General features: G+C 38.6%; 23 protein-coding genes. 7 read left to right on the top strand and 16 right to left on the bottom strand.

Features of this window, described 5'->3' with window-relative positions; genetic code table 11:
- From DXB58_RS24065 to DXB58_RS24030, 6 genes are all read right to left on the bottom strand, one after another.
- On the bottom strand, window positions 1-210 hold the full coding sequence (locus tag DXB58_RS24065; RefSeq protein ID WP_122138498.1) for a hypothetical protein: 210 nt from the start codon (window positions 208-210) through the stop codon (window positions 1-3).
- Window positions 211-749: 539 nt separating this feature from the next.
- A complete protein-coding gene (locus tag DXB58_RS24055) occupies window positions 750-1,169 on the bottom strand; it encodes a recombination protein NinG (RefSeq protein ID WP_122138488.1) in 420 nt (139 codons plus the stop codon).
- On the bottom strand, window positions 1,144-1,485 hold the full coding sequence (locus DXB58_RS24050; RefSeq protein WP_122138487.1) for a hypothetical protein: 342 nt from the start codon (window positions 1,483-1,485) through the stop codon (window positions 1,144-1,146). Before DXB58_RS24050 ends, DXB58_RS24055 begins: the two co-directional genes overlap by 26 nt.
- Window positions 1,486-1,488: 3 nt before the next feature.
- Complete coding sequence (locus DXB58_RS24045) at window positions 1,489-1,713, bottom strand: hypothetical protein (protein WP_122138486.1); 225 nt, start codon at window positions 1,711-1,713, stop codon at window positions 1,489-1,491.
- 218 nt (window positions 1,714-1,931) lie between these two features.
- Entirely contained in the window at window positions 1,932-2,417 is a 486-nt protein-coding gene (locus tag DXB58_RS24035; RefSeq protein WP_122138484.1) for a hypothetical protein, read from the bottom strand.
- Between the two features lie 3 nt (window positions 2,418-2,420).
- The gene (locus tag DXB58_RS24030; protein WP_122138483.1) at window positions 2,421-2,729 is read right to left on the bottom strand and encodes a hypothetical protein; all 309 of its coding nucleotides are present in this window, start codon (window positions 2,727-2,729) and stop codon (window positions 2,421-2,423) included.
- A 143-nt stretch (window positions 2,730-2,872) separates the two neighbouring features.
- On the opposite strand from DXB58_RS24030, the gene DXB58_RS24025 reads away from it, so the two are divergent.
- Window positions 2,873-3,280, top strand: a complete 408-nt coding sequence (locus DXB58_RS24025) for a hypothetical protein (protein ID WP_122138482.1) — start codon at window positions 2,873-2,875, stop codon at window positions 3,278-3,280.
- A gap of 562 nt (window positions 3,281-3,842) precedes the next feature.
- On the top strand, window positions 3,843-4,172 hold the full coding sequence (locus tag DXB58_RS24020; protein ID WP_008998340.1) for a hypothetical protein: 330 nt from the start codon (window positions 3,843-3,845) through the stop codon (window positions 4,170-4,172).
- On the opposite strand, the gene DXB58_RS27765 is transcribed toward DXB58_RS24020, so the two are convergent.
- Window positions 4,161-4,328 carry a hypothetical protein gene (locus DXB58_RS27765; RefSeq protein ID WP_158571583.1) on the bottom strand — a complete coding sequence of 56 codons (168 nt, stop codon included), beginning with the start codon at window positions 4,326-4,328 and terminating at the stop codon, window positions 4,161-4,163. The genes DXB58_RS24020 and DXB58_RS27765 overlap by 12 nt on opposite strands.
- Window positions 4,329-4,392: 64 nt before the next feature.
- Here DXB58_RS27765 and DXB58_RS24015 point away from each other — a divergent pair, with 64 nt between their 5' ends.
- The 4 genes from DXB58_RS24015 to DXB58_RS24000 all read left to right on the top strand — a co-directional run bounded on the left by DXB58_RS24015 (window position 4,393) and on the right by DXB58_RS24000 (window position 8,240).
- Window positions 4,393-5,070, top strand: a complete 678-nt coding sequence (locus tag DXB58_RS24015; protein WP_122138481.1) for a helix-turn-helix transcriptional regulator — start codon at window positions 4,393-4,395, stop codon at window positions 5,068-5,070.
- A gap of 29 nt (window positions 5,071-5,099) precedes the next feature.
- On the top strand, window positions 5,100-6,383 hold the full coding sequence (locus tag DXB58_RS24010; RefSeq protein WP_122138480.1) for an exonuclease domain-containing protein: 1,284 nt from the start codon (window positions 5,100-5,102) through the stop codon (window positions 6,381-6,383).
- 78 nt (window positions 6,384-6,461) lie between these two features.
- A complete protein-coding gene (locus DXB58_RS24005; RefSeq protein WP_122138479.1) occupies window positions 6,462-6,977 on the top strand; it encodes a hypothetical protein in 516 nt (171 codons plus the stop codon).
- A 678-nt stretch (window positions 6,978-7,655) separates the two neighbouring features.
- Window positions 7,656-8,240, top strand: a complete 585-nt coding sequence (locus DXB58_RS24000; RefSeq protein WP_233527356.1) for a hypothetical protein — start codon at window positions 7,656-7,658, stop codon at window positions 8,238-8,240.
- A gap of 199 nt (window positions 8,241-8,439) precedes the next feature.
- Here DXB58_RS24000 and DXB58_RS23995 read toward each other — a convergent pair whose 3' ends face one another.
- Window positions 8,440-9,333 carry an OmpA family protein gene (locus DXB58_RS23995; RefSeq protein ID WP_122138478.1) on the bottom strand — a complete coding sequence of 298 codons (894 nt, stop codon included), beginning with the start codon at window positions 9,331-9,333 and terminating at the stop codon, window positions 8,440-8,442.
- A 241-nt stretch (window positions 9,334-9,574) separates the two neighbouring features.
- Between DXB58_RS23995 and DXB58_RS23990 the strand changes: the two genes are divergently transcribed.
- Window positions 9,575-9,973: a DUF2809 domain-containing protein gene (locus DXB58_RS23990; protein WP_032853359.1), complete on the top strand. Its 399-nt coding sequence runs from the start codon at window positions 9,575-9,577 to the stop codon at window positions 9,971-9,973.
- A 64-nt stretch (window positions 9,974-10,037) separates the two neighbouring features.
- On the opposite strand, the gene DXB58_RS23985 is transcribed toward DXB58_RS23990, so the two are convergent.
- The 8 genes from DXB58_RS23985 to DXB58_RS23950 all read right to left on the bottom strand — a co-directional run bounded on the left by DXB58_RS23985 (window position 10,038) and on the right by DXB58_RS23950 (window position 22,977).
- The gene (locus DXB58_RS23985; RefSeq protein WP_369907207.1) at window positions 10,038-12,035 is read right to left on the bottom strand and encodes a glycoside hydrolase family 2 TIM barrel-domain containing protein; all 1,998 of its coding nucleotides are present in this window, start codon (window positions 12,033-12,035) and stop codon (window positions 10,038-10,040) included.
- 52 nt (window positions 12,036-12,087) lie between these two features.
- Entirely contained in the window at window positions 12,088-13,527 is a 1,440-nt protein-coding gene (locus tag DXB58_RS23980; RefSeq protein WP_199487885.1) for a sulfatase, read from the bottom strand.
- Between the two features lie 73 nt (window positions 13,528-13,600).
- The gene (locus tag DXB58_RS23975) at window positions 13,601-15,415 is read right to left on the bottom strand and encodes a RagB/SusD family nutrient uptake outer membrane protein (RefSeq protein WP_122138476.1); all 1,815 of its coding nucleotides are present in this window, start codon (window positions 15,413-15,415) and stop codon (window positions 13,601-13,603) included.
- Between the two features lie 28 nt (window positions 15,416-15,443).
- Window positions 15,444-18,833 carry a TonB-dependent receptor gene (locus DXB58_RS23970; RefSeq protein WP_199487893.1) on the bottom strand — a complete coding sequence of 1,130 codons (3,390 nt, stop codon included), beginning with the start codon at window positions 18,831-18,833 and terminating at the stop codon, window positions 15,444-15,446.
- A 127-nt stretch (window positions 18,834-18,960) separates the two neighbouring features.
- A complete protein-coding gene (locus tag DXB58_RS23965; RefSeq protein WP_004295831.1) occupies window positions 18,961-19,989 on the bottom strand; it encodes a FecR domain-containing protein in 1,029 nt (342 codons plus the stop codon).
- Window positions 19,990-20,066: 77 nt separating this feature from the next.
- Complete coding sequence (locus tag DXB58_RS23960) at window positions 20,067-20,654, bottom strand: RNA polymerase sigma-70 factor (RefSeq protein ID WP_004308903.1); 588 nt, start codon at window positions 20,652-20,654, stop codon at window positions 20,067-20,069.
- Window positions 20,655-20,753: 99 nt separating this feature from the next.
- The gene (locus tag DXB58_RS23955; protein ID WP_008777020.1) at window positions 20,754-22,208 is read right to left on the bottom strand and encodes an AbgT family transporter; all 1,455 of its coding nucleotides are present in this window, start codon (window positions 22,206-22,208) and stop codon (window positions 20,754-20,756) included.
- 40 nt (window positions 22,209-22,248) lie between these two features.
- Window positions 22,249-22,977 (bottom strand): DUF5932 domain-containing protein, encoded by a 729-nt coding sequence (locus DXB58_RS23950; protein WP_004295828.1) that lies wholly within the window; start codon window positions 22,975-22,977, stop codon window positions 22,249-22,251.
- Between the last annotated feature and the right edge of the window lie 8 nt (window positions 22,978-22,985).

The following is a 22,985-nucleotide window of genomic DNA, read 5'->3' as shown; positions in this document are numbered from 1 at the left end:
TCAGGCCACTACAAACACAACAGGAGTTTTATCAGGACGCAAATGCCCCATACAGAATTGACTCAACATACATTTCCTGGCACCTTGCCTTTTATCATAACTACACCCATTGCATCCACATACAGAGACCTTAGCCTGTAGAGACTTATTTCCATATAGAGTCAATGGAGCTCCCCCAACTTTCAACCATTTATAATCATTCTTGTCCATAATCATTTATTTATAAAGTGTGAGCATAATCGGATCCCAATAGACCTATTACATCCCCAAATAGGGCAATATACCATAAAGTTATTTTCCGGACCAGCACGCTTACAAGCGCGGCAATCACATTTGATTTTTGTCTGTATCTTCTTTACCATGACATTTCTTACTTCTTAATAAGGTTAGTTTAGTAATGATGGCTCTTGAGGTTGTTATTGTGCCTGCATCAGAACGATGAAGTAATGTGCTTTTCTTTATCCCTACTTCATCCTCTCCAAATAATCAAAAACAGCACTCAATGAGCCAAAAGCATAGCCTTTCTTTCGAAAGATTAAATACACATATATGATTTTCATAATTCAAATAGTTCCATATGTTACTTATTTGGAACTATGCGATGAATCTTCTTACGAATTTTATTGCATCTACGTATCAAGTCACGGGCTGGAGAACAGGGAGATGTACGCTTCTCTATTTCTCTGGAGCATTGACATAACAGTCGATCAATTGCTCGTATATCCGTTTTGCATAATTCCGGCATAATATCAATCCATGTTTTTTTCTTTCATTAGGCGTTTAGTCTCCTTACGATAATAATCAATCATCGCCTTATACTCAAAATCAGATATCTTGTTTATCTGGTTCTTCATAGACTCCAACATGAGTACAACAGACTCACCATACTTGGATATTAATCCACGTCGATACCCCTGTAAATTACCTTCGTCAAATCGATTACATGAACGACATTGAGCATTACAGTTCTTCTCATTGAACCGTGTAGCCATATGTTTTCTATTGATGTAATGTCCACAATCCGCTTGTTCATATGGAAGTATTCTATTACATGATATACAGATGAAAGTACCATCATTTCTCATATCACGCACTCGAATAAACTTGCTAAACACTATGTCCAGCTTAACCATGAGGCTATTTTTACTTGGTTTTGCCTTTTGTAACATTGGATTGGAGTATTTTGGAATATTGTTCTTCACTACGAAAACGGATAGCATACCGATACCATACCCCATTTTGGGCTTTATATGTACAGTCTGAATAATCAATGTCAGCCACTTTGGAGATTATAGCATCAGAGGAACCGGGATCCCAGAATATAGATAAATGACCTATAAGAGGTGTTTCTTCTATATGTTCGCTCTCTTGACAGAAAAACATATTGGGATTCTCTTTTGAAAAAGAAATAATCAGTTTATTGTCGGTAGCCTCAACCGAAACATAATTGCTTCCACTGGGAATGTTGAAAGATTGTTTACTCATGGTCTAATATTTTTTTGAATCATAATATTTTTGATTAGTGATGTACTCTTTTACTACATCTTCTTGAGAGGCACGACAACCTAGACTGTCGTGTATGTACTGATACTTCTCTGCGCTCATGCCGGATAATACATCATCATTATACTCTGTCCTTCCAGCATAGATGCAGCCTGCTATTGTCACTACTGCTACAGCTATTGTTAGCAAGTGCTTGCTGACTCTATTCATACTCGAGTGTAATTTTGGGGTATAGCATAACGTAATACATCAGAACCTTTACATTCCCACCGGCCATTCTTTTTGTCGGTAGTCTTTATGAAAGCGATCTTTTTTTCAGCGGCCAATCTCTCCAGCCTCCTTCTCCCTCCTACCAAAGCCGAGGACTGGTTTTTACTGAACGTTACATTTTCAGCGGCCATCATAATTTCTTGTAATCTATCCATGTCTTACACCTCCTTATTTAGTGTCGGAATTTTATTTAATCTTATATAGTCGTATAAAGTTTCGGCTATTTTTATGCGGTACTCTACGCTTTGATTAGGCATAGTGAGACCGATACAGAATTTACGTATTTCAGTGTCATCCCTAATAGAACTGACTGTGAGAGGTGATAAGCCTTGTTTTCCTTTGTTAAGCACTTTAATAAGTGCATCACGGTAGGCGCTTTCATTTGAACCTTTTTCCACGGGAAACTCTATGCGATGAAAATCAACAAAATCCATATCTAAATACGAAGATAATTTTGCCTGTTTCCACAAATCTTCATATGGAGTAGAGGTAGGCACATATTTCATGTCCGACGAAAGAATTATAGTATTATTATATTTGCCTTTTTTGGTAAATTGATTAAACGAATACATGATACTTGCTACAATCCCTATAATAGCAAATAAAAGTATAATACACACTATAATTGATGGGGCTGTTTCCATGACTTATTCCTCCTTGTTTTGAATCCAACATTCACAATCATTACGCAGATCAACGGTTACTTTACCATCTTTCAGGTAGGATATACTTTTACCTACTTTACACATCGGCCTACTGCTGTAAACATCACCCTCAAAGCAATTAGGCAAAACAGAATTATCAACCTTATAATGTTCTTTACCATAATTACCACATGTGGCACAAGCTTTTGTTACCGGGTTATGATAGCACTCTGATTCATGCCTCCTTATTACCGATTTTGATTTACTGTACTTTTTACAGTAGTCACATTGAAATGCTTCTATCTCTTTCATCGTATATCTCTCCTGATATTTAAAATGGGCACGTCTCCGAAGAGAAATCTAAACTGTCACATTTAAGAACTTTATCGTCAAAAATGGAGAACATGCCCGAGTTATTATTACTTTTGTAATGTCACATTTAAAATTTTATACTTATGATTACTCTTATTACCCCAAAACTAAAAGACGATCTTTTGGCTGATTTATTATCCGCCGGCAGTATGAATGTCCAAAATGATATTCATTCTTGCGCTAAAGAATTCAATACTACATCAGATATAGTTGAAGCTGTATATGATCAGTTTGAAGAAATGAGGCTGTTAAAGCAAACTAAATGTCTTGGCGGAACAATAATCTTCCAATTAACAGCTAGAGCACATGATCTTTACAGCCATGGCGGCTTTGCTGCTCAAGAAGAGATATTGAAAGCCAATATTCAGAAATTAAGTGATGAATTGGATTTTCTTGCAAAACAGCTTTCTCCAAATTTGTGCGAGAAAGCTGCCTCGCTTTCCACTATTGCGGCCAATATTGCGGCTGTCCTTGGACTCTTCAAGTCCTAAAAGAAAACATTCCAAATTTCTTATTGGGTCCTTTGATGCCATAAACATTCTAGGACTCATTTTATCATTATAGACTTCTTTTCCGTCTACAATAATAGACCTGGATACTGATAAGGGCTTTTTAGCCTTTCCGCTATCTATTCCTTCTGTTTCATAGCATATTGATATTTCAATATGACTGATACGTTGCATCTTTTTAAATTCCATATCCTTTTCTTCCTCCTAAAAGAAGAAAGCCCTATTCTTTCACTATCCTATTGTGGCTGTTAGATAGTTACTCAAATAGAGCTTTGTCCAATGTCTTTTTTCGGTAACAGCCACGAAACCTTTTAATTGTGTCGTAAAACATTCACATATCATTGGATAATTGAAAAGGACTGCCTATCTTTGCGCATGACTAAAGAACAGTGATAGGAATAGGGACGCTTCTCTAACAGCCCTTTTTGTATCCGTTTCTTTTTTGTGAACTGAATTACGAATGCAAAGATTCACAGTTTTGTGGATATATCAAAATATTAATCCATAAAACTGTGAATCTAAAACATTATTTAACTAATACATCATGAATAGCTGCGAAAGGAAAGCTGAAGAATTAATTCTATATGCCCACAAAAAAGGCGGGACTATTGAATTAGAAGAAGTGCTTAAAGAATTCGATAAGAGTTATATATCAGACGATGTAATGCTCGTGCTTGATATTTACGGAAAGACAGGTTCGGCTGTTTTAGACTCTGCTTACGGCTGGACTTGGTTTCAGTTATCAGAAAAGGGAATGCTGTTCGCGCGAAGAGGCTGCTTTACAGGAGAAGCCAGAAGAGATCAATTGGTTAAAATTGGAGCGATAGCCGCCATAATAGCAGCTATCGCTGGAATAATACAACTATTCCTTTGATTTAACAGCATCTTTTGGCAATTTACCAAACTTGATGTAGTCATAAAGAATAGCAGCGTTAGCGCTAAAATCGTTGAAATTCCGGTTGCCATTGCACCCAATGAAACACTGAATTGCAAGTTTAGCAACCTCTAATCGGATTTCTTCATTTGACATAACAATAAGTTTTTAATGGTTAATAAACTAATTCGATACAAATATAGATAAAATCCACAACGTTATGAATATTGGAGAAAAAATAACTTTGTTAAGAGAAAAATTTAGTGGTGGCAATAATTTAAAATTTGCCGAGTTAATGGAGGCCTCTCCAACAACAACTAGCAATTGGTGCAAAGCTGATAGTCTAGGGAAAGAGGTTATCGTAAAAATACTATCCAAACTCCCAAACGTTGACGCGAATTGGCTATTAATGGATAAAGGCTCTATGTTTATATCCGAAATCTCAACTTCAGCTTCTATCAACTCTGATAAATCACTATCTTATCGATTGGTTCCATTGCTTAATCTAGATGCAGTTGGTGGCATGCATAGTTTGAATACCGTATCCGGTGACTCTGAATATCCAGAAAAACTTATTCCGTTCACGGACGCCCAAGACGATGATATAGCATTAGTTGTTTCAGGCAATAGTATGGACCCTACTTGCCCAGCAGGCAGCAAGGTTTTAATAAGAGAGGTTGAAAACTGGAAAGAATATTTCGGATTTGGAAATATATTTGTTCTTCTTCTTACTGATGGAAGAAGAATCCTCAAGGAGGTTCAAAAGTACCCAGAAGATTCTAAGAACTATGTGTTGTGTAAATCACACAATGAGAAGTATCCGGAAGAGGAACTACCTAAAAGTATGATTAAGAGTGTTTGGAAAGTAGTTAAGATATTGAATGAAAGAGGATGGTAATGTAATTGTTGAACTTATAAAATACACACATGAGTAATACAGATTTTATAGCAGTAGATTTTGAAACAGCAACAAACTCAAGAATGGCTTGTCAAATAGGAATAGTCGTAGTAAGGAACGGAAATATTACAGAACGAATATCGAAATTAATACAGCCTCCTTTCAATGAATATGATTCAAATACCATAAGGGTACACCATATCACACCTGATAATACAAAGAACAGTGATACTTTTGATAAGATTTGGGACCAAATATCTCCCTATTTTATAAATAATACTATTGTTGCCCACAACGCTCAATTCGACGAAGATGTATTATATAAGAATCTCGCATATTATGGAATTTTGCCATTAGGAATTGAACCTTTTAAATGCACTTGCAACATATTTGGACGCATGGGATTACATGATTTATGCGAATGTTTCGGAATGAACACATCTGGACATCACGATGCTCTTTTCGATGCCGAATGTTGTGCCAACTTCTATCTTAAATATCTAAATGGAGAAGATCCTGATGCACTTCTAATTCCAAAGAAAAAAAAATCGCTTATTGAGAAACAAGCAGATAGGTTAAGTGGAGATATTTTGGTAAAGGATTTATCGAATGCCGATCCCAATAATCCATTCTATGATAGAAAGGTGGTTATCACTGGAGAGTTTGATATCGAACGAAAAGAGTTAGGGAAAATACTAAAATCAATGGGAGCCGACATAGACACTGGTATTACTAAAAAGACTAATTATGTATTAATCGGCGAATACCCTGGACCAAAAAAAATAGAAAAGTTAGATAAGCTAATTCATGATGGGTACAATATTCGAAGACTATATTTTACCGACATAAACGCAATTTTGGAAGGAGATTGGGAAGGGTATCATGCAGAGAAAGCAGTTAGAAAAGATTTAGATTTCACAATAGATCATTATAACAGTCACAATATTGTTTTCAAGGATCTTCGCAACATTATTGCTTCTAAAGAGCTATATTATGGTAAAGGCTTTGCGGGAAATTTTGATTTATTCAATCAAATAACGGGAAACCTAGGTGCCTTTGGAGATAATGACATCTACCCAGAAACAAATATCTGCGTTCTAAGTAATTCTACCATAGCTCAATTGGCAGAGGGGATAAAGGACGACACCATAGAATATATACAAAATTTCTACAATAGCAACAAAGCTATTACTTTTGATTTTCAATTTATATCAGAGCAGGAAATACTACGATATTGCAAAGAACGATGCGAGAAATATGAGGATGAAATAACTGCAGAATTATACAATAGATACTTGGATTCAATAGTATAACAAGCATGAAAATAATAAAATGCCATCAAAACAAAAGAAATAAAAACTATCTAAGGTAATATTAAGCAAATATAAAAGATGAAACAAATAATCCCCATAATAGCATTTTTACTAGTCATTGCAGGATGCTCAAACAAAAGGCCATTAACTGTAAGAGGCATAGCTATCTCTTTGATAGAAAAAGAATATCCTGAAAATGGAAGAAAATTGGAATACAGCCAAGTAGATAGTGCAGATGCTGAATTAAAAGGGTATTTTATTAATAGAATCTACATTGACACTGATGATTCAATAAGATGTGAGGTCTTCCATTTAAACTATGATAAAACTAAAGTGAAAATAAAAAAGGATGAGTCTTTCATTATTAATGCCGATTTATATAAGCTTCTATTAATTGGTGACAGCATTTACTCTAATGATTTACAGTACGATATAAAAAGAATCAACAGAGTAATGGCCAACTACTACGGTATAAATACCAATCGACAAGCCCATTATAAAGATAGTATAGATATTCTTATAAGAGAAGCAGATAGTATCGCAGCAGCAGAAGCATTAGCGGCAGAAATAGCAGCAGAAGCAGCAGGTTGGTAACATTGTGAAAGAAATAACTAACAATATTATCAACATGGAAAACAATGGATTTATAAATATGAATTAAAAAAAGTATGAACTAACATAATTATTAACCAAAGACACTGTAACAGTAGAAACAACGGTATCAAAGGAAAAAAAGGAAGTAGTTATAGTACGAATATAATCAGTTGATTAACAGTAGATTTTGAAAGTAGAGCATACCTTTTTAAAGTGTAAACTTCTAAGGCGTGGGTCAAGCGTTCGAATCGCTTCGGAATCACTTAAATAAAACGCTGATTATCAATAGATAATTAGCGTTTTGCTTTTCTAAAAAAGTTCATTTCTGAATTAAAAAAAACAATCTGCATAGACTCCCCATTCTAATCTGTATTTCACAAAAAAGATCGTTCTTACATCAAAACAGAACTATCTTATGACATAAGTATACTGCTGATTAATGTAAAATAGCCACTCAAAAAAAGAAGGGAGAGATTCTTTTTCACATAAAATTCATTTTAACTTGGTGCATTAAATTATAAAGTATATATGAAATATTCCTTTGATAATTTGGAGAAGGTTCTGAAAATGAAAAAGGAATAATTCCTGAAAATACAGTTCTAAGCTCAATTTGTTGGCGTAAAATTTGCTAATACGTGGTTTTGTGTGTTCCTTTGTACTATAATCAATAAATTAGACATGAAAAAACTTCTATTTTTAATTATGACTGCACTGATAGTAGTTGGATGTAATAAAAGTGATGAAGAAAAAAGTGACATTCAGGAAATTTGGCTAAATGGATACAAAGCTCTTACTCCAGAGTCTGATTACGAAAATATTTCCACCACATTTTTATTATTTAAGGCTGACAACAATGAGGAATTTGATGTGAAAAAGCAAACTTTTTCAGGGAATATACTTGATTATCAAAAAATACAAGATGAAACTTGGAATTTGCTGTCAAAATCAAAAATTAAAAAGAAAGATGGTAGCATAGTTAATGCTACTTATTCTATATTTGCCTCGTCAATAAAGGAAACATATACTTCCGCTAAAGTAAAGATTGGTAAATATTTTATGGTAGCAATATATAGCGACTCTAAAACAGGATATCATTGGCTATATTCAAATAAATATGCTTGTCAATATGTTGACATACCATATCGGTATAATCCATGGGACTATTCTGTAGTTTTCCCATGTGATTTGCATAATTATGGAAAGATAGAATGGGTTTCATGGAATCAAACTCCTTATCCATATGAGTTTGAATTTTCAAAATAGGTCCATCTGCCGAAAACATTTAAAATCAGCAATACTCATTTCAAATCGGACTCTCTATAAAATAGAGCAATTTCTCAAGCTCTGAAAATAAAATATAGATACCTCTAACACTTTACTGTATCTGTTTCAAATTGCTAATAATAAAGCGATGAATTCAAATTCATCGCTTTATTATTAGCCCTAGATGGAAATATTTCCTTTACTCTTTTGTATTCTCATCCCCCACTATACCTGATGAAGAATTATCAGGAGCCTGATCTATCAAATCCATAAACTGATCCAGTTTAGGAGTTATAATAATCTCGGTCCGGCGGTTACGAGCTTTTCCTTCTGCCGTATCATTAACGGCTACCGGATTAAATTCACCTCGACCGGCAGCAGTCAGGCGTTTGGGATTTATACCATAAATATTCTGTAATGCCTGAACAACAGATGAAGCACGCAACGCACTCAAATCCCAATTATTACGTATATTCGTACGAGATATCGGATCGGTATCTGTATTTCCTTCTACCAAAACATCATAATCTTTGTAGTCCTGAATGATTTTGGCTATTTTACTAAGCACAGCCTCTGCTTTATTGCTAATTTCATAACTTCCTGATTTATAAAGCATGTTATCTGCTAAGGAAATATATACAACACCTTTCAATACCTTAATATCCAAGTCACGCATCTCTTCACGGGTAAGCGAACGGGTAAGTTTATTGACCATTACGAGATTCAAAGAGTCTGATCTATTCTTTTCTTTAACCAAATGCTGGATGAAACGGTTTGAAGCATTGATCTCATCTATCAACTTCCCCATATTCATATTCCCTTGAGAGCTCTGTGTAAGACTCTTATTCAAGATGCTTTGCATATCGGACAAGCTCTTGCGTAACTCACTATTATTCCGCTGCGCTTCGGCAAGTCTCTCCTCAAGACTTGTTGAACGTGCCTGATTTTCTCTTAGCTGCAATTGACTTTCCTGATATTCTGTTTGCAACTTTGTATAATCAGTTTTTAAACCTTTAAATTGCTTCTGACTTACACAACTCGCCAATACTATACATCCTGTCAGTACTAACAACGGTCGAAAAAGATTCTTCATAACTCTATTATTTTAATTACTAACTTTTTAAGTGACCAACTGCAGCCGTTTCCACAACAATTGCGTAAATCGGTTGGTTATGAACACATTTATCGAGATAAAGCTCGAACGACCTTATAACATTTCAAAAGAACGAAAGGTTTAGTATGTAAATAAAATCTGTTTTTATCAGAGTTTGATCCATCCTGCCAAGTTATCCAACTTAATTTTATAAATTTGCACCATACTAAAACATTACTGCGTGAAAAACAAACGTTGGATTTATTTTGCAATTACTTTCGCAATTATAGTGTTAGGATTGGCTTCCCGAAAACATGGTGATATATTGCCCGAATTTATCGCAGAGTATTCAGGCGATACGCTTTGGGCAGCCATGGTATATTGTGGAATACGCTTTCTTTTCCCATCATTATCTATACTCAAGACCATTGTTATTTCCTTATTATTTTCTTATTGTATAGAAATTAGCCAACTATACCAAGCAGACTGGGCAAATACTGTACGAAACACCACACTTGGAGCATTAATCTTTGGACATGGTTTTCTATGGTCAGATATGATCTGTTATACTGTTGGAGTATCATTATCCGCTGTTATAGATTCAGGAAGGATTATTATCTCCCAAAAGAGAAACCCCTAGAAAAAAAGCACTGCAAACCTACTTTGTTTACAGTGCTCTTTCCGATTATCATTTAAACTACCTATCACAATCTACAATGAAAACTATCGCTCAAAGGTAACTTCTTATTAGTGGAAACAACCTTTATTTCATTTTCACCAGGTTCTAGTTCCACATTTTTCCATTCCAGAATAGCATACGAATCCGGTATTGCTTTACCATAACTCTTACCGTTTACAAACAATTCGGCTCCTGACAGATTCGTGAAAGCAGTAATTATTTGCAAACGTTGTGTACGTACTGTGTTACGTTTGCCTGTTAAATAAAGCATTGGTTCTTCCCTATTCCAGTTGGCCTTATAGAAGTAGAAAGCATCTTTACGAACTTTCCGGTCGAAGGTAACCAAACCTTTATCATTAATTCCGGGACGGTCTCCTTCAGTGCGATGTGCAGCGCCAAAATCAAACATATTCCAGACAAAGCTCCCCCATACATAAGGACGGGAAGAGATTGTTTTCCAGTTTTCAATGTGATAATACGTCTGCCAGTTTTCAGGATGCCACCAACTGGTTGGTACAGTTTTAACCAACGAATCTTGTTGATGGTAAATACTTGCACCGGCACCATATTCACTGATAGCGATACATATTTCCGGATGATCCTTATGCATTCGATCCAACCATTTCCCCAAATCAGCGGGAGTGCCACCATACCATCCATCATAACGGTTCCAAGCAATAGCATCCGTTATGAAATTCAAATCTCCCATTTGATTACTTGCGGAGGTCGTAGGCCGGGTAGGATCTTCCTGATGTGCCAACACATTTAATTCTTTGATGTACTCAACCGGATTATCTCCCAACTCCGTCAACTCATTAAACACTCCCCATACACAAATAGAAGGATGATTATAATGTTGACGAATCAGTTCTTTGAGCTGTTCCTTTCCGTTGGCACGGAAAGCTGGTAAATCCACAAAACCCTTATCATTATATCCACCAGGCCCCACAAAAGGTATTTCAGCCCATACAATAATACCATTCTTATCCATCAGATCATAGAAATAAGTAGCCTGCGGATAATGTGCCAGACGAACAGCATTCACTCCCATCTCCAACATCAATGCCGCATCTTCCTCATGGTGTTGTGGGCGCAGCGCATTGCCCACCTCACTCCTATCCTGATGACGGCAAACGCCTTGAAGAGGCAAGTGTTTTCCATTCAAGAAAAAACCTTTATCAGGGTCAATCCGGTAAAAACGAAGTCCCAACGGTTGTATGACACGATCTACCATCTGACCATTCCGGGAAAGAATCACTTCCGCCTGATAAAGGAAAGGATCTTGGCGACCATTCCACAAATGAGGTTGATCGATTTCAAATGTAAATTCCTGCTGCATTGCTGCGTTTCCAGAAAGATTCACTTTCTTTGTTCCTTCTTTCACCACCCTTTGACCATCTAACAGGCGTACATTAAGCTCTACTTCCCGATTACCACTACCTCCGTTTGATAAATCAACAACAGCACGCACCTTAGCATACTTATGGCTCACACTATCCTGTATCAGACGTACTCCGGGAGAAGCATAATTCAAAGGAGAAATACACGTCTCATCAATAATCAGTAAATGTACATCCCGATAAATACCTCCATAAAAATTAAAGTCACCGACCAAAGGCATAATATCCAACTGTTCACCATTATTCACTCGTACCAATATAGAATTTTCTTTTCCATATTCCACCTTTCCAGTGATCTCAAAGATAAAAGCCCCATATCCCCCACGATGCTCACCTATATGACGACGATTGACAAACACATCCGCAATGTTATTCACTCCTTCGAAACGAATAAAAAGACGTTTTCCTTTCCATTCGGAACGAATAAATAAATTCTTCTCATAATTGCCAATTCCCCGTTTATAGTCCATCTTACCGGACAAAGCATCCTGCGCATTCCAAGTATGAGGCAAATCAACTCTTACCTCTGTTCCCTTTTGTACCTGATGCGAAAACCGGAAATTCCAATCATTATTTAGCAAGATATCCTGTCGCTGGGCAAATATCGACATACCCCAAAGCATAAATAAAACAACCGATACCAAACGACTGGACTGTAAAAAAACTGTTCTCATATTATTTCTTTAATGATGACTTCTTTATTCTGATAAAAGAAGATAATGATTCGACCTTATTCTTATATTTTTTCTCATCTACCCGATTCTTGTTTTCCTTCTTATCAATCTGATGATCAAACAACATACTGGCTTTCTTCACGTCGCCTTTCATCCATTCCGCATAACTATAACGCCGGTCAACAGCATTATCTCCTCCTTCCCACTGAATATAGACTTCACCTTTCGTCTTAGCTTTCAGATTCTTGAAAACCCCGGCAAAGCTTTGCCCGCTTAACTGTTCAGCGGGAACAGGAAGTTTACAAAGTTCACATAAAGTCGGGTACAAATCAACAAATTCCACCATCGATTTTGTTTTTCCCTTTTTCATTCCCGGCACACGGACAATCAACGGTACATGAGTAGAAGTATCCATCAGATTATGTTTACCTATAAAATCATGTTCTCCCAGATTCCAGCCATGATCCCCCAACAAAACCACAATTGTATTATCCGATAATCCCAGTTCATCCAATGCATCCAATACCTTGCCGATCTGTGCATCCACATAACTCAAACAAGCATAATATCCATGTTTTACCTCTCGTTGGAAGTCAATATCACTCGTATCCGTAACCCGTGCATACGCATATATCTCGCTCGAATTACGAACCTGCTCCGGTAATCCTTCAGGCCGGAAACGATCGGTAGCCAAAGGTATTTCCTCTCGTTTATATAAATCCCAATATTTCTTTGGAGCATTGAACGGCAAATGAGGTTTCCAGAAACCACAAGCCAAGAAGAAAGGTTTGCCGGTCTCCTTCATCCTTTTCAAGTCACGAATAGCCCGGTTTGCAAGTTTTCCATCATCATAGGCAGTATCAGGAACATCAGCAGATTCACAGAAAGGTCCCCTCATCGTTTTCGGATTAATCGTTTTTCCCGATTCCGAATTCATCCAAAGTTCCCATTTATTATATTCCGCCCAATATACATCATATCCATCCGGATGATTCCGGTAAGGAGGCTCGCTCCACGAATCCGCATGATCGCTGATATGATGAAACACCTTGCCGTCCGAAATAGTATGATAACCATTCCGGGTGAACCATCCCGAAATAGGTATTGCTTCGGGACAATCTTTGCTGGCATAGGCGGAAAAACTAATAAAGCGATCGGGATAATGAGGATATACCCCCGTCAATAAACTAGCCCGGGATGCCCCACTCACAGGAATATTACAATACGCATTCTGAAACAAGACACCACTTGCCGCCAAACGGTCCATATTAGGAGTTTTCACTACATCCACCCCGTAACACCCCAGTTCGGGACGCATATCATCAGCCATTATAAAAAGGACATTCATTTGGGATGCATCCTGTTGTGCACGTAGTATAGATGAGATGCAGCAAGCTGTTCCACAAAAAAACGCATATTTTATTGATATTCTATTTTTCATTTTCTACCTTAAATTTTCAAGACCTGCAATATACTAAAATATTACAGGTCTTGTGCATCATTTCAATTTAAAATTACTTTGTCCATACCGGATTTTGTTCCAGATTCGTATTTAAAGCCAATTGCTTCAAAGGCAACGGATACAGATAATAATGTTCCTGCCATCCAAGCGGGGTATCAAAGAAATAAACATATCCTTCATCAGCACCTGCACCACCCGTTACTTTCAGATTCTTGGCCGAAGCCCCTGTCACATAAGCACCCAGCGGTTGTTTGTTAACATAGTCTCCTTTCTTCCATCTGCGCAAATCATCCAGACGGAAACCTTCGCCCATCAACTCAACTCGTCTCTCCCTACGCACTTCCCACAAGAGAGCAGGAACGGAAGGATCACGCTTCGGATCAAAAGCATCATTAATATCATTCACCACCATTTTCGCCACATTAGCTCTTGCCCGAAGTTTGTTAATAGACTTATCCGCAGCAGCCTGGTCTAGCTTATTCAATTCGCACATCGCTTCGGCATAATTTACCATTACCTCACCTATACGGAACAGCGGGGCATCTGTTGTATTCACCCCATTCGCGTTGGTAGCTACAGTATGTGTATTATAATATTTCCATACCCAGAATCCCATTTGGGAAGCATTCCAGCCCTGTCCCCAGTTCATATTCTTAAAGTGAGGTTGTCCTTGCACAGTGAATCCTTTAAAGTTGGAAGACGGCAAACGATGATAAGTTTCACCGGAAATCGTAGCCATTAAATCTATAAATTCTCTGTCCTGTGCATTATCCGTATATTTCCAATCAGCCGTACTAGGTCCGTTTTCTTTCTTCACCATATATGGAGGACAGATCGTCAAATACAACCGGTAATCACGATCACGGAATTGTCCATACATATTCTTATCACCCCCATAATGACTAGTTGTCGTGCTAACCGGTCGTCCATCCGTACAAAGATAACTGTCTACCGCGTCTTTCGTTGCCTCAATATAAGATTCACCTGTACGCACCATACGGGTCAAACCATGCATTAACTGTCCGGTTTCATAAGCCTTATACAGAAGAATACCTGTCACCCCATCCAGTGTTTCCGAATTAAACAACTCATCATATTTAGGATGCACATTCGGATATTGCTTAATCACCTCTTCAGAAGCACGGGCACATTCTTCCAGATAAGTATCTGCCCCCGACAAACCATGATATTTTCTCCAAGTTCCTTCAAATAAAGCAAAACGGGAAATAAGAGCTTTCACCACATACATATTAATTGTATTTTTCCCATCCGCTTCGATATTACTGCCAATATGTGTTTCCGCATATTTCAAATTAGACAGAATATTGGAAGCCACCAAATCACGACTATCACGTTTTCCATAAAGCTCGGGACTTTCCTCTGTCAAAGCATGCTCTACCCAGGGAATATCACCAAATTTGGAAAGCATCTGAAAGTATTTATAAGAACGGAAGAAATATCCCACACTTCTCCAATGCTCCCTCTCGGTCTCACTCATTTCTGAATGATCGATATTATCGAGCATCAGATTGACACGACGGATATAATCATAATCCCAATCTTTAGACTCATCTGTAGCCTTTGCTTTGCGATATGCCCACTGACCTTCATATCCATCCAATCCTTTTATCATGTTATCCGATTCAAAATCACCACGGAAAATCTCATCCGTTTGCCCTGTATCATACGTATATCCGAAGAACACGTTATACAATCCCCATGTATACGTTTTAAAGTTGTCATAGGTAGTAAAGACCGATGCTTCTGTTTGCTGTCCTTTGGGATAAACCTCCAGAAATTCGTCATTTAGACAAGACGACATCAACAAACAAAGACTAACGCTTACACATAGTATATATTTATTCATAATAATTACTCTTTAAGTTGTGAAACAATCAGAATGAAAGGTTTATACCGAACGAATACTGTCTCATATACGGATAGGTAAAACCACGTTGTCCTAAATCATCCGTGACAGAACGTTCCGGATCAAGTCCTTTCGGCAAGTGGTCGAACGTATAAAGATTCTCACCACTGAAGAACACAGCCAAATTATTAACTCCAATCTTACTCATCCACTTAGACGGAAAATTATAAGAAAGCGTTATATTACGAATACTTAAATACGATCCATCCTGTAGATAACGAGTTTGTACACGTGTATTGGCATCTGTATTTCCGGCCGCTTTCTCATAAATACGGGGGAAATAACTATTCGTATTTTCCGGAGTCCAATAATTCAACTGTGAATCATAAACGGTAGTCCAAGCATCATAATGCGGATAAAACAGATCGTTCATCACCCACAAATCTCGTTTACCAACTCCTTGCAGCAAGAATAACAGAGAAAAACCGTTCCAACTTGCACTACCATGAATACCATACTGATAACGCCGGGTATTATTACCAATGATTTTACGGTCTCCCGGATCTTTCGTTGTACTGGTACCACTGTTGATAATATCATTACCATCCAAGTCCTTATATAATATATCTCCCGGATTCGGATTATAACCTTCCACTTTAGCAATACCCGGTTTCAGTTTGCCATCTGCATCGAAATCATCCACTGTGTACAAACGATCGGTCACATACCCCCAAATTTCACCCAGTTCCATTCCTACGCGATATGTTTCATTATCGTTCTTGTCCTTGCCAAACAGTCCTGTTTCGTTGTTGTATTTAGTAATCTTTGTTTTCGCATCGTAAAGATTAAAGCCTATGCTATATTTCACTTTTCCGATCTGATCGTTCCAGTCAACCGAGATTTCCCAACCTTTAGAACGAAGGTCAGCCGTGTTCTGTAAAGGGGCACTTGCACCTAATACACCCGGAAGTTCAGAGCCCGGAGCAAGCATACCCTTAGTATCTCTACGATACCAGTCGAACACCATATTCAATCTGTTATCCAATAGCCCAAGATCGAATCCGACATCAATTGTCGTTACTTTTTCCCAAGTAAAGCTATTGCTAACCAAAGCAGCTGGTTTCAAAGTAGTAACTTTAATACCGGAAACAGTCCAATAAGCCTGTTCCGCATCCATACCGGGAATATATGCGTAAGGAGTGATGCTCTGATTTCCAATATTACCCCAAGAACCACGCAATTTCAAGTTCGAAAGAACAGAGTTCAAAGGTTTCATAAACGCTTCCTCGCTGATACGCCATCCGGCGGAAACCGAAGGGAAGAAACCGAAACGGCTATTCTTCGGGAATTTGGAAGAACCGTCATAACGTCCGTTCGTTTCAAGCAAATACTTGCCGGCAAACGAATAGTTAATGCGATAGAATAACCCTCTTACCGTATAACGTTCAAATTTGTCTTTAGCAAAATAATCACCTGTCGACTGCGAAATAGACGGCAGATCTTCATTAATCATATTCATACGCGACATCTCAGCATAACGATAATCACTACTCTCCTGATTGAAACCTCCCATCACCGTTACATCATGTTTGCCCCATGAGTTGTTATAGTTAGCATAGAAGTTCAATGCATTATAATCCGTAATACCATTGGAATATTCATACTTGGAATTGGCAGTGGAAACCTCTTTCACAAAGTTACCTCCATGTGCATAATAGAACTTCTTCTCAAATTTCGTTTTCTCGTTACTTAGATGATTGAATGTATACTCACCAATCAACTTCACATTCTTCAAAGGACTGATCGTAACCTTTCCGAAAATACGAAGATTATTCTTTTGAATAGTTGTCGGATATGCCAGATCAATCAAGTTACGAGGAGTATTGATCGGTAATTCTTCGCCGTCAATATTCATTGTTCCAGTAGGGAAATAAGAAGGGAATGCGACTGCTGCTCCCCATATACCATATCCTCCGGAAGTTTCCGGCAATGAAGAGTTAGAGTTCGTATATTTAATATCCAATTCCGGAGTAATCCATGAAAACACATCTGAACGGAGATAAGAAGACACATTGTAACGCTTGTACGTATCTTTATCCGAAGCCAGTACCCCATTTTCATTCACCATACCGAAGGAGAAACGATAAGAAATATCTTTCGTACCGCCACCTACCGAAATATTATGAGTTTGCTGGAAACCAGTCTCCATCATATCATCGAAAAGATCAGTTTCTGCCAAGCTATAACGCAGCCCGTCCACCATTGCATAACCATCCGGATATGCAGACGGATTAGCATTATATTCCTTCAAAAGTCCCAACCAGGTATCTACGTTCTGACCACTTTGATAATTTATTGTCCCCATGTCCTTATAAGCCTGTACCGTTTGGAGCGGAGTAGCCTTATGAGGCATATTGGCAGGTCTGCTAAAAGAGAAGTTATTTGAATAATTAATAGAGAGTTTAGTTGCATCCGAGCCTTTCTTTGTAGTAATCAAAATCACACCGAAAGCTGCCCGTGCTCCGTAAATAGCAGAAGATGCCGCATCCTTCAAAACAGTCACCGATTCAATATCGTTCGGATCGAGCATATTAATATCCATCTCCACGTTATCTACCAGCACCAGCGGTTTCCCATTCTTATCCAAACTGTTGACACCACGAATGTTGAAACTCATTTCTTCACCGGGTCTTCCTGAATTACCTGTAATCTGCAAGCCGGGCATTGCCCCTTTCAAAGCGTCACTCACAGACACCACCGGACGGTCACCTAAAACATCATCCATCTTCACACTGCTCACCGCACCTGTCAGGTTCGCTTTCTTTTGTACGCCGTAACCAACAACTACTACTTCGTCTATTAACCGAGTATCTTCTTTCAAAGTTACATTGAGAGGACGTTGATCTTTCACCACCACTTCCTGTGTGGCATAGCCGATATACGATATGGATAAACGGGCATTCGGAGTAACCATCAAAGAAAAATTGCCATCCATATCCGTAATGGTACCTTCCGTAGAATCGACCACTTTCACATTTGCCCCAATCACCCCTTCACCTGTAGGATCAGTGATTCTACCTTTTAAGACAAACGCTTTTTCCTGTTCTTTCTGCGGTGTCACTGCATGGAACATAATCACCCGGGGGCCGTTCACTTCATAACTGACGTCCGTACCGGCCAGCAATTGTCCCATCACATCATTAATAGTACCGTTATTTATATTCACAGAGACTTTCCTATTCAAATCAATGTCATTATTACGAATCAGGAAAGAGTAATTGCCTTGCTTCTTTATTACTTCAATGGCTTCTTTCAAAGTAATATTATCTACTTTCACACTGAATCGCTTACTTTGTTCCTGTGCCGATAGCTGGAAACCACCAGTCAAAACGTTTCCTACAGACAAAAGCAGAAGCATTAATAATATTCTTTTTACTATTAATCTCATATTTTTCACTATTAAAGGTTAACATAATATCTTTCTATACAACGCTGAACCACCGATATATCTATCGACTAAGTTCCCAATCATACTTTACTTTTTCTTATTTTACCTCCTTTTTCTTGTCAGTTATAAAGATAGTGTCTCCACTAACTTTCCATGTATATTGCTTCTCAACGTTGATTTCTCCCAATATATCATTGATACTTTGATTACTATTGAAACATCCGGAAAAGCGTTCCGCTTTCAGACGTTCACTCTCTAAACTGATCTTCACCTGGAATTTGCGCTCCAGACGGTGTGCGATGTCGGCAAACGGAGCATCTTCAAATGTCAGGCCACCATCCAACCAGTCACAGGCAGAACTAGCATTTGATTTCATTTTCTCCATGCGGCCCGTATTCTTATCGTAAAAAGCCTGTTCGCTAGGGAATAGTTTCATTACCGAACCGGACAAAGTGGCTAAATTGACACGACCTTCCAACAAAGATACCATTACATAATTATCGTCATCATAAGCGCGTACATTAAAAACAGTCCCTACCACCTTTACCTGTACACCATTCGTATTTACAAAGAAAGGAATCTTCTCATTTTTCGCCACCTTGAAATATCCTTCGCCATCAAGCGTAACATCACGTTCACGAATACCGAACCCACGGCAATAACGTAACACAGAACCCGCATTCAATGAAACCTCTGTTCCATCCGGAAGCACAATATTCGTCCGCGAACCAGCTGGCACTTTAATTTCATAAGGAGAATCCGCATTCGTATATACTTCCGTAAGATTTTCAGTATAAGTGTACCAGAAGTAATTACAGCCCAACAACAAAATAATTGCAGCAGCTACCTTCAGCCACACAGGAACTATCTTCCGCGAACGGACAGGTTTCATCTCAGCAGCGGCTATTTTTTCTTTTATCTGTGATAAATTAGCATCCTCTACTTTGGCAAATGCAGGCACAGAAGAAACAGCCCATACTGCGGACATCTCCCGGAAAATTTTAGCTGCATCTTCATTGGAAGCCAGATAAGCGAACAGAGCTTCTTTCTCCTCTTCGGTGCAGTTACCGGACAGATAGTTGCTTATCCGGATTTCCAATTCTTCTATATGATAAGAGTCATTCATAAACGTACTTTTTCTATGGGTGTATATAACTAGATACGCAATAAAAAAAGAAACGTTTAAAAGAAAAGCGATTTTTTTTAGAGAAACATCAAAATAGCTATCATATAAGGAGTACCCAGTGATTCGCGTAGCTTAGTCAATGCTATTTTCATCTGTACTCTTACAGTGGTCACATTAATATTCTGCTCCTCGGCAATTTCACTGTATGTCTTACCCTCATACAAACTTGCTTTAAATATGGCACGGCATTTGGCTGGCAATTCCTCCACCTTCTTCATGATGATGGTATTCATTTCGCTATGCTCCAATGCCTGCAAAGGATTATCGGAAGAAAGAATATGATTTTCGAGAAAAGCCCAGATTTCTTCCATCTGTTCCGTCATCTGTTTTTCGTTGAAGTAGGAAGAACGCAGATAACTAATACTTGCGTTTTGAATAGCACGCCGCAAGTACGGAAGAGCCGGGTGAGTGATATGGTGGCGATTCTGCCAAAAAGCGACAAAGACATCATTCACAATCTCCCCTGCCACCCTCTTGTCATGCACATAATAAACAGCTATCGCACACAAATAAAGGTAGTAGGTATGATAGATTTTATCAAATGCTTTTGTATTACCGTGATTTAACTGTTCAATTAGATTTTCAGAGATTTCTGGTAGATTCATTCGTTGTCTTTCTTTAAGGAACGGTGCAAATATAGCGATTAATTCAGAAAAACAAAATTCCAATCAGATAAACCGGAGCCCGGCAATCATTCCTTAACCCTACAATCCCATCGGTATTTTCAACAAATACCAAACGATAAACAGCAATGTCCAGACAACCAGGATGCCTAATGAATATCTCCAAGTATATTTCAGCAATGAACCATACGTAATCTGCTTATCATATTGCCGCATATAGGTAAGCACCAGAGGCATATAGAATAAGAAAGGAGTAATGGCATTCGTCGAACTATCTCCGATACGGAAAGCACATTGTGCTATATCCGGAGCAATTCCCATCTGTGCAAACATCGGGATAAAGATAAAAGACATAAAAGCCCATTTGGAGGTAGCAGATACCATAATCAGATTTATCAATGCCGTAAACAGAATAAACAGAACAAGAGCAGACAAAGGAGCCGGTTCAAACGAAGAAAGCAAGTCAGCCCCCATAATCGCCAGACATTTATCCAGATGGGAATATTCAAAACAGGCAAACATCTGCGCAGCGAAGAAAGCGATAACGAAATACACTCCAAGAAGTTTCATTGGCTGCGTAAGTCCTTCAATCACGTCATTGTCAGTGCGATACCGTCCGGAACTGAATCCATAAGCCATTCCCGTAATACCTGCTCCCAAAGAAAGCAAAAACAAAATACCGGCAATAAAAGGCGAATGCATCAAACCACCATTCACACCCCGCAAAATTCCATAAGAAGAAAAAGTAAGCCACAAGATAAGAGCCACATAGATAGCTGCCACAACAATGGAAATCATAATGGCACGCCGCTCTTTACGAGACAGAGGATGGTAAGCCACCACCTTCATACTGCCTTCATACTTACCTAACGTAGGAAGAAGCCATTTTTGAGTAATCCAATACACAATAGCCGTAATGGCCACCGTTGAAGCACTCATAAAAAAGTAATTGCAAAGAGGTTCTGTATTCCCCTGATAACCCGTTTGTGCCAGTGCAGCCTCTTGCGTGGTATGCGCCAACAACGGGTCCATCGTACTCAATACAATATTAGCACTATACCCGCACGCAACGGAAACATAAGCCGTAACAATCCCTGCAATCGGATGAAGCCCCACCCATTGAAACAGCATAGCAGCAATAGGCAATAAAATGATATATCCACCATCACCAATGGCATTCGACAACAAGCCAAGCACAATCACCCACAAGATGATCTTCCTCTTTTCCTGCCGGTTTCCCACCCCCATGCGGATACAAGCATCAATAAAACCGGAATGTTGTGCCACTCCCAATCCGAACATAGCAATAATCACCATGCCCAATGGAGCAAAACCTGTAAAGTTCTTAATAGCATTCCGCAACCACCAGCGGATTCCTTCCGGACTCAACAGGCTTTGTACACGGATGTCCTCACCTGTTTGTGGCAATGTCACTTTCAACCCATAGATATCGCATATCCATGAAAGAAAGACCACTGCCATTGTTAGCAGAAGGAACATCGTAGCGGGATGGGGCATACGCCATTTATTCTTCATCATTTTCCGACTAAGCAAGAAGCTACCGTTAATACTTAATTTACTCTTCGTCAGGCTCCAGATTATCCAGATCAATAATACGCAATTCCAATGCACGTACTGCCAACCGGGTAGCATTCACTCCCACCCGTTCTCCATTCGGGAAAAGACGTCCAATAAGATCATTCTGCCGTTTCTCCAATGATTTCACACCAAAAGGCATTCCTTTCAGATTGGCAATCATCTCTTTCGTATAACCCAAAGCCAGATGACGGAGAAAACGTTCATCGTATTCATCAATATCATAGCTGATGACAGCCTCCTGACGCTTAGCATCATTGGCTACAGATTTCTTGAAACGATCTACAATCTTTTCCAGAATCGGATAGTTAAATACCAATTTCTTTCCATCCATCACAGCCTGTACATCTGTTTTCGTCAGTAGCTCACCCGTTTTGAGGATGATTCCATCGGCACCGGCATTCAATACGTCCACCCACAACTTTTCGTTCAGAATCTCACCCGTGAAGATCAATACCCGAACTCCTTTGTAACGTTTGAATATATTCTTGCAAATATCAACACCAATGGTCGTAGAACCTCCTAGTCCTAAGTCCAACAATACCAGATCGGGAAGCTGGGCCTCCATCAACGGCCAAAACTCACTTTCCGTCATTGCCGTGCCGATTACTTCTGCATTCGGTATTTCATGACGGAATATTTCTTCTGTCCCTTTCAACTCCAGTTTTACATCCTCTACAATAATAACTTTAAACTTCTGTTCTTCCATGTTCCTTA

The organism is Bacteroides sp. OM05-10AA (assembly GCF_003439055.1).
GTDB classification, from domain to species: domain Bacteria; phylum Bacteroidota; class Bacteroidia; order Bacteroidales; family Bacteroidaceae; genus Bacteroides; species Bacteroides intestinigallinarum.
Note: the sequence above shows the minus strand (reverse complement) of the source record. Positions and strands in the feature narration are given on the sequence as shown.